Raw genomic sequence first — 13,527 nt, forward strand, 5'->3', positions numbered from 1 at the left:
TCACCGGCCGGGCAACCGGTGTACGCGAACGGGCATTTGGCTGAGCAGCCACGCCAAGTTGTCTGTACAACCGGAGGCTGCTCCCATGTCCGTCCCCCACCCCTACTGGCTGCGCGACAACTGCCCGTGCGCCGAGTGCCGCAACCCGCGCAGCGGGCAGAAGCGGTTCCAGGTCGGCGACCTGCCGGACGACCTGACCGCCGCCGAGGCCACCGAGGACGGGGCCGGGCTGAGCGTGCTGTGGTCCGACGGCCACCGCTCGTTCTACCCGACCGGCTGGGACGCCGCCGATCAGGACGGCGACCACCGCACCGAGCACGGCAAGCGCCTGTGGGAGGCCGCCGACTTCGCCCGCGGCCTGCCCGAGGCCGACTGGTCGAGCTACCTGGCCGACCCGGAGGAGAAGATCGCCGTCCTCTCCGCCGTCCGCCGGTCCGGCTTCGCGGTGCTCCGCGGCGTCCCCGTCGAGGAGCGCCGAGTCCTCGCCGTAGCACGGAGTTTCGGCTACGTCCGGGACACCAACTACGGCGAGCTGTTCGACGTCCGGGTGGAGCCCGACGCGGTCAACTTCGCCTTCACCGACGCCGCCATCGCCCCGCACACCGACAACCCGTACCGCGATCCCGTCCCCACCCTCCAGCTGCTGCACTGCCTGCGCAACGAGGCCGCCGGCGGCGACTCCGGCCTGGTCGACGGCTTCCGCGCGGCCGCGCTGCTCCGCGAGGAGGACCCGGAGGCGTTCGCGCTGCTCGCCCGCACCCCCGTGCCGTTCCGCTACCGCGACCGCACCGCCGACCTGGCCGCCGAAATGCCGATGATCGGGCTCGACCCGCGCGGCGCGATCCGCGAGATCCGCTTCAACAACCGCTCCATCGACACCCTGCGCACGCTCCACGGCGCCGAACTCGACGCCTTCTACGCCGCGTACCGCCGCTTCGCCGGGATCACCCTCCGTCCCGAGCTCCAACTGGAGTTCCGACTCGGCCCCGGCGACTGCCTGATCTTCGACAACACCCGCCTGCTGCACGCCCGCACCGCCTTCGAGCAGGCCGGCGGCCGCCACCTCCAGGGCTGCTACGCCGACCTCGACTCGCTCTCCTCCACCCTCTCCGTGCTGCGCCGCAACGTCGCCGCGCTCGACGAACTGGAGGCCCTGTTCGCCGGCGAGGGCGCCGGCGAGTACCTCGGCGAGGCCGTCACCATGGCCGAACACATGCTCCAGGCAGGCCGGTTGGCCCGCGCCGCCGACGCCCCGCCCGCACTGGTGGCCGCCGCCCTGCTCCACGACATCGGCCACTTCCACGGCAGCGGCCTGGAGTTGATGGCCGGCGCCGACAACCGCCACGGCGCGACCGCCGCCGCCTGGCTCTCCCGCTGCTTCCCGCCCGCTGTCACCGAACCCGTCCGTCTGCACGTCCCCGCCAAGCGCTACCTGTGCACCGCCGAACCGGACTACTTCGCCAAGCTCTCCCCCGCCTCCGTCCACACCCTCGGCCTCCAGGGCGGCCCGATGACCTCCGCCGAGGCCGAGGAGTTCGCCGCCGGCCCGTTCGCCGCGGACGCGGTGGCCGTCCGCCGCTGGGACGAGGCCGCGAAGGACCCCTCGGCCGGAGCCCCGACGTTCGCCGAATTCCGGCCGCTGCTGCTGGAGTTGATGAGCTGAGCCGGCTCGGCCCGCTGCTGCCCGCAGTCCCGGGCGGTGTCCGCCGCAGACCGGCGCCGCGCACGCCGCTGCGCCGCCGGACGGACACCGCCCCGTCGCTGCTACCAGCGCCACTCCTGCTGACCGTACAGGTGGCCGGCCTTGATGCCGCGGCCGCGGCACCACTCCAGGAACTCCTCGATCTGCTTGATCTGGTAGGTGTCCTCGTTGTACGTGGTGGCCATGACGTGGCCCAGCCACGGCTCCTCGCCCATCGCGTAGACGTAGGCCTCCTCGACGCCGAGCTCGGTGAGGATGTCGCCGGCCTGTTTGGCGTCGGAGCCGGACAGCTTGCGGGAGTTGCTCATCTTCTTGGTGACCGGCTTGGTCAGCAGCGCCTGGTACAGCCAGGTCAGCGGCGCGCCGTCGCACTCCATGCCGACGAAGGCGATGTCGGCCCTGCCCAGGTGGTTGCGGACGTAGCGGTAGAGCTTCGGCTCGATGCCGGAGGAGTCGGCGCCGACGAAGATCTTGCGGCCCGCCAGTTCCACCCAGTAGGTCGACTTGCTGCGGATGTCCAGGTCGCAGTGTTCGCCGAGGAACGGGGTCGCGGTGACCTTGCCACCGGGGAACGGCACCTCGTCGAAGTCGTCGACCTCGATGACCTCGAAGCCGAGGTGGCGCAGTACCAGGGCCATCGACGGGTCGGCCAGGTTGCCGCGGGAGGGGCGCGGAACGACGATGGCGCCGACCCGGCCGCGCAGCTGAAGCAGTGTCTCCAGCACGATGTGGTCCTGGTGGCCGTGGGTGATCAGCACCAGGTCGATGAAGTCCGGGAGGTCGTCGAGGGTGTAGCGGTCGCCCTGCGAGTTGTCCGCGGAGATGAAGGGGTCGGTGACGACGGCGCCCTCGGGGGTCTGCAGCACCAGGCAGGCGTGGCCGAAGTAGCGGATCCGGCCGCCCTCGCCGATGTGACGGTCCGTCGACAGGCTCGGTTCGTCGGCCAGCAGGCCGAGCAGCTGCTCGGTCTGGGCGTCGTCGAGGCCGAGGGCGGCGCGCAGGTGGCCGAGGGTGGCGCCGTGCACGCGGGACTTGAACAGCTCGGTCAGGCCCGGGTGGTTGAACGGGATCGGGAGATCGAGCACGTTCGGGTCGGTGAGGCGCGGGGTGCTGAGGATGAACGGACGCTCGGTGTCCGGCTCCAGGGAGAGCTGCACGGACTGCCGGGCCTCGGTGTAGGCCGGGCTCAGGTAGGCGAGCGGCTCCATGAACCGGACCGCGGCCTGGTTGTCGGTGTCGTAGGCGAGTTCGACGATGCCGCCGAGCTCCGCGGGCAGCTGCGGGTAGAGCGGGGTCAGGTCGAAGCCGGTGGCGTTGGCGCGCAGCAGTTCCTGGCCCTCGGCGATCGCCTCGGCGAAGCGGAGCATGTCGGCGCGGTCGCGCTTGATGGTGGCGAGCAGCTCGCGCACCTCCTCGACGCGCTCCTCCGGGATGTTGACGTAGTAACCGCCGCGCAGCTCGGGGTTGCTGCTCGCCGCGATGTGGACCTGCGGGGACTGCAGGTACGACTCCAGCAGCGGAACCTGCCGGAATGCCAGGTTCATCGCCGCCTGCACCGGCGCGACGGTGTAGAGCCAGGCGTAGAACCGGTCCACCAGCGGCTCGACGATGGTCCGGGAGCGCAGATACTTCAGCTGTTCTTCCATCAGTGATCTTCCACGGTTGTCGGAAACACGAATTCGGCCGGCCCTTTCCGCGCGGGGAGTCCGGAGCGTCCCGCCGGACGGGCCCCGGTCACCGTGGCACCGGGCACCGGAAGCGAGGTGGAGAACTACTGGAAGCTGCTGCTGGAGAAGACAGGCCCTAGCGCCCCCGGGGCCACAGTTCGAACCACACCGTCCGCCCGCCGGCCCGGGGCTCGGCCCCCCAGCGGTCGGCGCGCCAGGCCACCATCAGCAGACCGCGATCGGCCTCCTCGTCGAGCGGGTCGACCACCGCCAGGACGGGGAGCCGGTGGTGGTCGTCGGTGACCTCGACCAGCAGGCGGTCGGTGTGCACCAGACGCACCCTGACAGGTCCTCCGGCCACCAGTACGGCGTCGGCGATCAGTTCGCCGGCCAGCAGTTCGGCGGCGTCGACGTCGACCTCCAGGCCCCAGTCGGTGATCCGGTCCCGGACGAACTGCCGGGCGGCCCGCACCTCCTGGGCCCGGGCCGGCAGTTCGTAGTGCGCCACTCGGTCCGCGGGGATGCCGTCGAGCCCCACCACCAGGAGGGCGAGGTCGTCCCTGCGCGCCGTCGCGGACAGGTCGTTCAGCAGGTCCTCGCACACCTGGTCGGGTGTGGACTCCGGCCCGATCAGGTCGGCGCAGCGGTCGGCGAACTCCCCGAGCCCGTCGTAGTCGCGCAGCGGGAGCAGGTTGTCGGAGCCGAGCACCAGCACGGATCCGTCCGGGACGTCCACCGTGACGGCGCCGAACGGCAGCCCCCCGATCCCGACCGGGAGGTTGGAGGGCAGGTCGAGCCAGTCGACGCTGCCGTCCGGGTGCCGCAGCAGTGGGGGCAGATGGCCGGCCGAGGCCATCTCGCACCGCCGGGCGATCGGGTCGTACACCAGGTAGAGACAGGTGGCCGGCTGGGCGACGCCGAGGCGCAGGACCAGGTCGTCGAGGTGGCGCAGCAGTTGTGCGGGCGGTACGTCGAGCAGGGCGAAGGCCTGCACCCCCGCGCGGAGCCGGCTCATCGTCTGGGCGGCCTCCAGGCCGTGGCCCATCACGTCGCCGACCACCAGGGCGACCCGGTTGCCGGCCAGTTGGATGACGTCGAACCAGTCGCCGCCCACCCCGGCCCTGCGATCGCCGGGCAGGTACTGGTGGGCGGCCCGCACTCCGGCGATCCGGGGCGGGTCGAGCGGGATCATCGAACGCTGCAGGGCCTCGGCCAGCCGCGCTTCCGCCTGGTGCAGCCGCGCGCTGTCCAGCAGCAGCGCCCCGCGCTCGGCGAGTCCGTGCAGCGGGAGGACGTCGGCGGACTCGAACGGCGCTCGGCCCGACAGCCGCACCAGTTGCAGCACCCCGAACACCCGCCCCCGAACCATCAGCGGGAGCGCCAGCACCGACGACTCCGGGCCGGCCCCGGACAGCCGTTCGTCCACCGGGGCCAGAACGGGTTCACCGTCCTTCAGGGCGCGCCCGGCCGGAGTGCCGGGCTCGATCCGCAGCAGCGCACCCATCCGTGGGGACCGCCCGAGCAGGCGAACGCTGTCCCCGCCGTGGCCGACCACCTGGAAGGTGGAGGTCCACACCGACGGCTCGCCCTCCGGGTGGGAGCCGAAGACGAAGGAGGTCCGCAGGTAGACCGTGGCCAGGTCGGCCCAGGCCGGCACGAACACCTCGCACAGCTCGGCGGCCGTGGTGTCCAGGTCCACGGTGGTGCCGACCCGGCGGGCGAACTCCCGCGTCAACACCGCGCCCGGCGACTCCAGCTCCGCCCGGTATCTGAACTCCCTTTCGTGGCGGGCCCGTTGCGTGGCCAACGCGGCCTCGGCGGCCAACAGGCGGGCCTCCAGGCGGACGCATTGCTCCTCCGCGTCGTGGCGAAGGGTCTGGGCCCGCGCCAGCTCGGCCCGAAGCAGGTCCAACTCCCGCTTCAGGAAGCGCAGTTCTTCCCGCACCTGCTCGGTCTCGGGTCCGTCCGCCCAGCGTTCCAGCTCGCCGGCGCCGTAGCGGGCGGCGGCCCGGTCCGCTTCCAGCCGGCGGTAGCGCTGCTCGGCCTGCTGCGCCTGCGCCTCCGTCGCCTCCAGGGAGCGCAGCAGGTGCCGTTCCCGCACGCCCGCCAACTGGAGTTCGCGCTCCGCCGCGCCCAGCCGGTCCCGCAGCTGCTCGACCTCGTGCCGGGAGGCGTTGCGGACCCGCAACGCCTCCATCCGCAGCCGGTGGACGTGTTCCTGGACCTCGGGGGTGACGGACTCCCCGGTGGTCTCGGCGACCTGACGCAGCAGCTCGTCGACGAAGTCCTTCGGGGCGATCCGCGCCCCGCTGAAGTAGCGCGAGACGCTGCCCTTGTCGCGGTTGCAGCGAGCCGCGTAGCGGGTGAGCGAGATGCGCAGCCCCTGGAACAACTGCCCCAGGAAGGCGGTGAACGCCGCCACTTCCGGCTCGCCGCCCTGCGGTTCGAGCGTCATGGAGTCCTCTCCCCGACCGTTGCCGGGAAGTGGCAATCCGTTGCACCTGGTGCAACCCCGGCCTGCACCGAACAGTAGGAGAAAACCTCAACGGTCCGCAGCGAAAGGCGCATTGATGTTCACCGGAGTCGTCCGACAGCTGGCCGCCTGCCAGCGCGCAGTGGTCGTGTCCCTGGCCCTGGTGCCCGTGGTCCTGGTGACCGTGGCGTGCCTGCCCGCCGTCCTGGTGCTGCCCGCGTTCCCGGGCGGGATGCAGCGCCTGGGCGCACTGCTCACCTCACTGCGCCGCTGGACGGACACCGTCCTGTCCCGGAGCTAGGGCTGAGGCAGCGCCGCCGTCAGGTCGATCTCCACCAACTGGCCGCGGTAGCCGAGCGCGGCGACGCCGAGCAGCGTGCTGGCGGTGGCGAACGCCGGGGCGAGCGGGCCGGCCTGGAGGTGGGCCCAGGCGGCCCCCAGCACCTCGCTCCGGTCGCTGACGACGTAGATGACGGAGCGGACCACCCGCTCCGGGCCGACCCCGGCGGCGGCCAGGGCGGCGAGCGAGTTGGCCACCACCTGGTCGATCTGGGCGAACAGGTCGCCCTCGCCGACCAGGGCCTCGTCGCGGTCCAGCGGGCACTGGCCGGCCAGCTGCGCGGTGCGGCCGGCCTCGACGACGGTGATATGGGCGTAGCCGGCGGTGGGGTGGAGTTCGGCGGGGCTGATGCGAGTGATGTCGGTCATCCGTCGATGGTCGCCCGCGCACCGGACAGTCCGCATCCGAATATCAGTCGCTCTCCCGGGCGTGCCGCGAAAGTGCCGACGAAGCAAGGGAGTTGTGGATCGAGAAGGCGACCGTCCCGGGCAGGTAGCGGTCCTGGGACCACTCGACGGGGGTGCCGGTGGGATCGGTGGTGCGGCGCTTCTCGCGCAGCAGCGGGCTGCCGCGGCGGCAGCCGAGCAGCCGGGCGTCGTCGGCGTTGGCGCCGACCACGTCGATGGTGTGGTCGGCGTCGCTGAACAGGATGCCGTGTTCGCGCAGCGGTTCGGTGTGCGAGACGGCGTCGGGCGGCAGTTGGGCGACGAGTTCGCCGACCCGGGGCGGGTAGACGGTGCGTTCGACCATGACGGGGGTGCCGGACAGGGTGCGCAGCCGGAGCATCGCGTACACCTCGGCGCCGGGGTCGAGGCGCAGCTGTTCGCGTTCCGCGGCGTCGGCGGGGCGGCGGACGATGGACTCCAGCCGGCCGCCGGGCTCCTCGCCCATGGAGCGGGCCCAGTGGGTGAAGGAGAGCAGCTCGGAGAAGGACTGGACGCGGGCGCTGCCGAGGACGACCCGGCGGGTGCCGCGACGGGAGGTGACCAGTCCGTCGGCGCGCAGCAGGGCGAGGGCCTGACGGACGGTGCCCCGGGAGACGCCGTACTGCTCGGCGAGGGCGCCCTCCGCCGGCAGCCGTCCGGCGTCGCCGAACGAGCCGGAGGTGATCGCTTCGCGCAGGTCGGCGGCCACCTTGCGGTAGAGCGAGCCGGCCCCGCTGTCCTGTTCGAGTGCCACGTGCGTCGAGTTCCCTTGGCTGGTAAGGAGATTGGGCTGTGTCCGCGGCGTGATCGCGCGTACACCATTGACTGTAGCCGCTGCCGCCGCGCCGTCCGGCGTCGGGCGCGACCGTTCCGACAGCCGCCCCCTGTACTGGGCCGTCCGTTCACTTTCCCGTCACCGGCCTCGGGCGTACTTACCTCGGGCGACGGAAGTTGGCTGGCCAACTTGGCCGCGACATGCCGCGCTTCGCACCGAACGCCTTCTCGTGATCTCTGCAGCTCCCCTTCCTTCAGGAGACCTCCCCGTGACCGTGCACCGCCACCGCGCCGCCGCCCTCGCGGCCGTGCTGACCGCTGCCGCGCTCTCCCTCTCCGCCTGCGGCTCCGCCGGCTCGACCGCCAAGTCCGGCGACGCCAAGGGCGGTTCGGGCAACGCCAGGACCGCCACCTCGCTCGCCGACTTCGGCGGCATGGACGGCCTGGTCGCCGCCGCGAAGAAGGAGGGCAAGCTGCACGTCATCACCCTCCCCCGGGACTGGGCCAACTACGGCAAGCTGATGGACGACTTCAAGGCGAAGTACGGCATCGAGATCGAGGACGAGAACCCGGACGGCTCCAGCCAGGACGAGATCAACGCGGTCAAGTCCCGCAAGGGCCAGGACCGTGCGCCCGACACCCTCGACCTGGGCTCGGCGTTCGCGCTGTCCGCCGCCAAGGAGGGCCTCCTCGCCCCGTACAAGGTCGCGGGCTTCGACAAGATCCCGGACACCATGAAGGACCCGGCCGGTCTGCGGGTCAACGACTACGGCGGCTACGTCTCGATCGGCTGCGACGCCAAGAAGGTCGCCAACTGCCCGAAGACCTTCGCCGACCTGCTCAAGCCCGAGTACAAGGGCCAGGTCGCGCTGAACGGCAACCCGACCAAGTCCGGTTCGGCGTTCGGCGGCGTGTACGCGGCCGCGCTCGCCAACGGCGGTTCGCTGGACAACATCCAGCCCGGCATCGACTTCTTCGCCAAGCTGAAGCAGTCCGGCAACTTCAACCCGGTGGAGTCCACCCCGGCGACCGTCGAGAAGGGCGAGACCCCGATCTCGATCGACTGGTCGTACCTGAACGCCGGCTACACCGACGAGTTCAAGGGCAAGGGCATCGACTGGAAGGTGTCGATCCCCTCCGACGGCTCCTACGCCCAGTTCTACAACCAGGCCATCAACAAGGACGCCCCGCACCCGGCGGCCGCCCGCCTGTGGATGGAGTACCTCTACTCGGTCGAGGGCCAGAACGGCTTCATGGGCGGCTACGCCACCCCGGCGCTGTTCGACGCCATGAAGAAGGACGGCTCCCTGGACGCGGCCGCCGCGGCCAAGCTGCCGGTCGTCGAGAAGCCGTTCACCACCTTCCCCAGCTCGGAGCAGATCGACGCGGCCAAGAAGGTCGTGACCGAGAACTGGGCCAAGGCGATCGCGGGCTGATCACCGACATGACCACGGCTCCCACCCCGGTGCCGGCCCCGGCCGCCGCTGACCTCAGCGGCGGCCCGGTGGCCACCGGCACCGCCACCACCGCCCCCACCCCCGGGCCCGCCGGACGCCGCCTGCTGCGCGGCAAGTCCTGGCTGGCCACCGTCCCACTGCTGCTGTTCTTCCTGATCGGCTTCGGCCTGCCGGCCGTCGCCATCGTCACCGGGGCGTTCACCGTCTCCAGCGACGCGGAGACCGGCGCGGGCTCGTTCACCACCGCCAACGTCACCGACTCGGTGCAGGGCGCCTACTGGACGGCGCTGCTGTCCAGCATCAAGCTGTCCGCGCTCACCGCACTGATCGGCACCGCGGTCGGCGTGCCGATCGCCCAGGCGGTGCTCACCTCCCGGTTCCGGATGCTGCGCGAGGCGGTGCTGACCGCCTCCGGCGTGCTCGCCAACTTCGGCGGCCTGCCGCTGGCGTTCGCCTTCGTCGCCACCCTCGGCAACGCCGGCGAGCTGACCAGGATGTTCCACCTAGCCGACCACGGCTGGTCGCTGTACAGCTTCACCGGCCTGACCGTCGCCTACCTGTACTTCCTGGTGCCGCTGATGGTGCTCACCATCACTCCTGCCCTGGAGGGCCTGCGGGTCCAGTGGCGCGAGGCCGCCCAGAACAACCGGGCCACCGGCCTCCAGTACTGGCGGCACGTCGCGTTGCCGATCCTGTTCCCCTCGCTGCTCGGCGGCTTCGTGCTGCTGTTCGGCTCGGCGTTCGCCGCGTACGCCACCGCCGCCGCGATGGTCGGCGCCACCGTCCCGCTGATCAGTCGTCAGATCGCCGACGCGCTGTCCGGCAACGTGCTGGTCGGCCAGGGCAACCTGGCGCTGGCGCTCAGCCTGGACATGATCATCGTCGCCGTCCTGGTGATGGCCGTCTACCTGCCCCTCCAGCGCCGGAGTGCCCGATGGCTCAGCTGATCTCCCGTCTGCGGGTCTGGCGCGGGGCGGTCCTGCTGCTGGCCGGCCTGTACTTCCTGATCCCGATGGCCGCCTCGGTGTGGTTCTCGATCGACGATGTCAACGGCATCTCCTTCGACGCCTACACCGGCCTGCTGTCCGCCCCCGGCTTCACCGACAGCCTGGTCCTCACCCTGGAACTCGCCGTCGTCACCGTGGTGGTGCTGCTGCTCCTGCTGGTGCCCGCGATGATCGCGGTCCGGCTCGGCTCGCCGAAGCTCCGCCCGGTGCTCGAAGTGGTCTGCACCCTGCCGCTGGTGGTGCCGCCGGTCGCCCTGACCGCCGGCCTGATCGGCGTGCTCCGCTGGGGCCCGGACTACCTGATGGACACCCCGTTCTTCCAGACCTTCGTGTTCATCCAGCAGCCGCAGTTCCCGCTGGTCCTGGTGATCGCCTACGTGCTGATGGCACTGCCGCTCGCCTACCGCGCCCTGGACTCCGGCCTGCGCGCCGTGGACGTCCGCACCCTGGTCGAGGCCGCCCGCAACTGCGGCGCGAGCTGGCCCCGGGCCGTGTTCTCGGTGATCCTGCCGAACCTGCGCGGCGCGCTGCTGAACGCCTCCTTCCTCACCCTGGCCCTGGTCCTCGGCGAGTTCACCACCGCCTCGATCCTCGGCTACCAGCCCTTCGCCGTGTGGATCTACTCGGTCGGCAACAGCCAGGGCCAGATGTCCGTCGCGGTGTCCGTGCTCAGCCTGCTGATCACCTGGGTGCTGCTGCTCCTGCTGGCCGCCGCCGGCCGCGAGCGCCGCCACAAGACCGCCACCGCCTCCTGAGCCTCCCCGGAGACCACCACCCATGAGCACCGCCACCGTCGCCCCCACCACCAGCGCCACCGTCGAATTCCGCTCGCTGCGGCGGCAGTTCGGCACCACCACCGCCCTCGACGGCCTCGACCTGACGGTCGCGCCGGGCGAACTCCTCGCCCTGCTCGGCCCGTCCGGCTGCGGCAAGACCACCGCGCTGCGCATCCTCGCCGGGTTCGAGACGCACGACTCCGGCGAGGTCCTGGTCGACGGCGAGGACATCACCCGGATCCCCGCCCACAAGCGCGACGCCGGCATGGTGTTCCAGTCCTACAGCCTCTTCCCGCACCTCACCGCCGCCGACAACGTCGCCTTCGGCCTGCGCATGCGCGGCGTCGCCAAGGCCGAACGCCGGCGGCGCGCCCAGGAGTTGCTGGAACTCGTCGGCCTGCCGCAGCGCGCCGAGCACTACCCGCACCAGATGTCCGGCGGTCAGCAGCAGCGCATCGCCCTGGCCCGCGCCCTCGCCCTCCAGCCCCGCGTGCTGCTCCTCGACGAGCCGCTCTCCGCGCTCGACGCGAAGGTCCGCCTCTCGCTGCGCGAGGAGATCCGCCGCCTCCAGCAGGAACTCGGCATCACCACCCTGTTCGTGACGCACGACCAGGAGGAGGCCCTCTCGATGGCCGACCGGGTCGCCGTGCTGCGCGCCGGACAGCTCGAACAGTGCGCGACGCCCTCCGAGCTGTACTCGCGGCCGGCCACCGCGTTCGTCGCCGAGTTCGTCGGCACCATGAGCCGCATCCCGTGCGTGCGCACGGCCGACGGCCAGGTCGAGGTGCTCGGCCGCCGCCACCCCGTGGACGGCGACCTCCCCGCCGACGGCGACCTGGACGTCCTGGTCCGCCCCGAGAACGTCGAGCTCACCCCCGCGGCGGACGGCCCCGCCCAGGTGATCGCCGCCTCCTTCCTCGGCGCCGTCACCCGCCTCACCGTCCGCCTCCCCGACGGCACCGAGATCAAGTCCGACCTCCCCACCGAGACCGCCGTCGCCCTCCCCCTCGGCACCCACGCCACCCTCGCCCTCCCCGACCGCCCGGTCCTCGTCGACCGCAGGTCCTGACGGACGGCGACTCGCGCCCGGTCGGAGAAACGTCGCCCTCCGGGCCGGCCGGCCCGGCACTCCGAAGTCCCGGGCCCACGAAGGTCGGCGCCACTGAAGTCCCGTGCCCCGTCAGGGGCGTGGGGAACTGCGCGAAGCGGAGGACCGCACGCCGCAGCCGCCCGCCGACAGCCGGGTGCACCGCCCAACGCCCCTGCGCCCCGTCGCCCGATGAGCCCACGTAAGGTACCGCCATGCCTGCATCCCGCCCCGCCGCCGTCCTGTTCGACATGGACGGCACCCTGGTCGACACCGAGCACCTCTGGTGGCAGGCCGCAGCCGAACTCGCCGCCGAGCTCGACCTCACCCTCACCGACGCCGACCTCCCGGAGGTCCTCGGCCAGGCCGTCGAGCACACCGCCGCCCACCTGCACCGCAGCAGTCTCACCGGCCGCCCCGAGGCCGATCTGGTCGAGCACCTGAACAATGCGTTCGCCGCCAAGGTCGAGGCCGAGATCGTCCCCCGCCCGGGTGCTCTCGCCCTGCTCGCCGCGCTCCGGGAGGCGCGGGTCCCCGCCGCGCTGGTGTCCGCGTCCCCGCGCCGCGTCGTCGATCTCGTCCTGAACGCCCTCGGTCCGCACTGGTTCGCCACCACGCTCGCCGCCGAGGACACCCCCCGCACCAAGCCCGCGCCGGACCCGTACCTGGCCGCCGCCGAGCGCCTCGGTCTCGCCCCGGCCGCCTGCGTCGCCGTCGAGGACACCCCGACCGGTGTCGCCTCCGCGCGCGCCGCCGGCTGCGCCGTCCTCGCGGTGCCGTCGACCGTCCCGATCCCGGCCGCCGACGGCATCACCGTGCTGGACAGCCTCGAACACGCCGATCTCGCGTTCCTCGGCGCCCTCACCGCCGGCCCGGCGTCCTGATGCCGTACCTGCTGCTCGCGCTCGCGATAGCCAGCGAGGTCTGCGCCACCAGCCTGCTGAAGCTGACCGACGGCTTCTCCCGGCTGTGGCCCAGCCTCGCCGTCGGCGCCGGCTACGTGCTGTCGTTCTACCTGCTGGGCCGCGCCCTCAAGCACATACCGGTCTCCGTCGCCTACGCCGTCTGGTCCGGCGCGGGCACGGCCGCCGTGGCGGCCATCGGCGCCACCTTCTTCGGCGAGTCCCTGGGCCGGCTGCAGTGGTGCGGCATCGCCCTGGTGATCGCCGGCGTGGTCCTGCTCAACCTCCGCTCCACGCACTGAGCTGCGCACCTCGGATTGACCGCCGCGCCGCCGGTCGACGAGCATCCCCGCATGCCGCTGCACGCCACCCTCGCCCGCGCCGACGCCGATCTCGCGGCGGGCCGCGTCCCGATGGCCCGGCAGCGGCTGCGCAGCCTGGTCGAGCACTACCCGACCGACCTGACGGTGCGTCGCCGGCTGGCCGCCGTGTACCGCCTGTACGGCGAGCCGGCCGAGGCGGGGCGCTGGAACTACCTGGACGAGTCCGCCGACCCGGCGGAGACCGCGGCGTTCGAGGCCCGGCACCCGGATCCGCTGCGCCGGATGATCGCCCTGTGCTGGCGCGCCCCCGAGGAGCACGCCCCGACGGAGACGGCCCGGGCCCGGCTCGCCGCCCTCCGCGGGACGGCCGTCGGCGGCGACGGCGGCCCCGTCGCCTGGACCGATCTGTACACCGCCGCGGCGGACAAGGTCCCGAAGGACGAGCCGCGGGACTTCCTCCTGCCCGGCTGCCTGGCCGTCGCGGCCGTCCTCCTCGCGCTGGCCGTGATCGGCGCGGTCACCACCGCCCGGTGGCTCCTGTGACGGGACGGGCCCGCGCCGGAAAGCCGATTGACGCCTCGTCCGCGCGCCCGG

13 protein-coding genes are annotated in these 13,527 nt (G+C 72.3%); 9 read left to right on the plus strand and 4 right to left on the minus strand.

The genetic code is table 11. The features are described 5' to 3' along the window. Window positions 1-85 precede the first annotated feature (85 nt). Complete coding sequence (locus tag ACI1MP_RS11705; protein ID WP_404868628.1) at window positions 86-1,663, plus strand: TauD/TfdA family dioxygenase; 1,578 nt, start codon at window positions 86-88, stop codon at window positions 1,661-1,663. Between the two features lie 101 nt (window positions 1,664-1,764). Here ACI1MP_RS11705 and ACI1MP_RS11710 read toward each other — a convergent pair whose 3' ends face one another. Both ACI1MP_RS11710 and ACI1MP_RS11715 read right to left on the minus strand, forming a co-directional pair. After that, complete coding sequence (locus tag ACI1MP_RS11710) at window positions 1,765-3,348, minus strand: MBL fold metallo-hydrolase (RefSeq protein WP_404868629.1); 1,584 nt, start codon at window positions 3,346-3,348, stop codon at window positions 1,765-1,767. A gap of 157 nt (window positions 3,349-3,505) precedes the next feature. Further along, complete coding sequence (locus tag ACI1MP_RS11715; protein ID WP_380344546.1) at window positions 3,506-5,824, minus strand: SpoIIE family protein phosphatase; 2,319 nt, start codon at window positions 5,822-5,824, stop codon at window positions 3,506-3,508. A 115-nt stretch (window positions 5,825-5,939) separates the two neighbouring features. Here ACI1MP_RS11715 and ACI1MP_RS11720 point away from each other — a divergent pair, with 115 nt between their 5' ends. Then, entirely contained in the window at window positions 5,940-6,143 is a 204-nt protein-coding gene (locus tag ACI1MP_RS11720) for a hypothetical protein (protein WP_100589402.1), read from the plus strand. Here the strand turns inward: ACI1MP_RS11720 and ACI1MP_RS11725 are convergent. Both ACI1MP_RS11725 and ACI1MP_RS11730 read right to left on the minus strand, forming a co-directional pair. Continuing rightward, window positions 6,140-6,550, minus strand: a complete 411-nt coding sequence (locus ACI1MP_RS11725; RefSeq protein ID WP_404868630.1) for a RidA family protein — start codon at window positions 6,548-6,550, stop codon at window positions 6,140-6,142. The genes ACI1MP_RS11720 and ACI1MP_RS11725 overlap by 4 nt on opposite strands. 43 nt (window positions 6,551-6,593) lie before the next feature. Then, on the minus strand, window positions 6,594-7,361 hold the full coding sequence (locus ACI1MP_RS11730; protein ID WP_043910058.1) for a GntR family transcriptional regulator: 768 nt from the start codon (window positions 7,359-7,361) through the stop codon (window positions 6,594-6,596). Window positions 7,362-7,650: 289 nt separating this feature from the next. Here ACI1MP_RS11730 and ACI1MP_RS11735 point away from each other — a divergent pair, with 289 nt between their 5' ends. The 7 genes from ACI1MP_RS11735 (at window position 7,651) to ACI1MP_RS11765 (ending at window position 13,476) form a co-directional block, all read left to right on the plus strand. Then, window positions 7,651-8,817 (plus strand): ABC transporter substrate-binding protein, encoded by a 1,167-nt coding sequence (locus ACI1MP_RS11735; RefSeq protein WP_100589400.1) that lies wholly within the window; start codon window positions 7,651-7,653, stop codon window positions 8,815-8,817. An 8-nt stretch (window positions 8,818-8,825) separates the two neighbouring features. Beyond that, a complete protein-coding gene (locus tag ACI1MP_RS11740) occupies window positions 8,826-9,785 on the plus strand; it encodes an ABC transporter permease (protein ID WP_404868631.1) in 960 nt (319 codons plus the stop codon). Further along, window positions 9,773-10,600, plus strand: coding sequence for an ABC transporter permease (locus tag ACI1MP_RS11745; protein ID WP_198520667.1), 828 nt, complete (start codon window positions 9,773-9,775; stop codon window positions 10,598-10,600). The genes ACI1MP_RS11740 and ACI1MP_RS11745 overlap by 13 nt, the downstream gene beginning before the upstream one ends. 22 nt (window positions 10,601-10,622) lie before the next feature. Next, window positions 10,623-11,690 carry an ABC transporter ATP-binding protein gene (locus ACI1MP_RS11750; protein ID WP_404868632.1) on the plus strand — a complete coding sequence of 356 codons (1,068 nt, stop codon included), beginning with the start codon at window positions 10,623-10,625 and terminating at the stop codon, window positions 11,688-11,690. 233 nt (window positions 11,691-11,923) lie between these two features. After that, window positions 11,924-12,592, plus strand: a complete 669-nt coding sequence (locus tag ACI1MP_RS11755) for an HAD family hydrolase (protein WP_380344562.1) — start codon at window positions 11,924-11,926, stop codon at window positions 12,590-12,592. After that, window positions 12,592-12,912: a multidrug efflux SMR transporter gene (locus ACI1MP_RS11760; RefSeq protein WP_100589396.1), complete on the plus strand. Its 321-nt coding sequence runs from the start codon at window positions 12,592-12,594 to the stop codon at window positions 12,910-12,912. Before ACI1MP_RS11755 ends, ACI1MP_RS11760 begins: the two co-directional genes overlap by 1 nt. A 51-nt stretch (window positions 12,913-12,963) precedes the next feature. Continuing rightward, window positions 12,964-13,476, plus strand: coding sequence for a DUF6584 family protein (locus tag ACI1MP_RS11765; protein WP_404868633.1), 513 nt, complete (start codon window positions 12,964-12,966; stop codon window positions 13,474-13,476). Window positions 13,477-13,527: the final 51 nt, after the last annotated feature.

Origin of the sequence: Kitasatospora griseola, from assembly GCF_044999035.1 — a bacterium.
In the GTDB taxonomy this organism is placed as follows: Bacteria; Actinomycetota; Actinomycetes; order Streptomycetales; family Streptomycetaceae; genus Kitasatospora; species Kitasatospora griseola.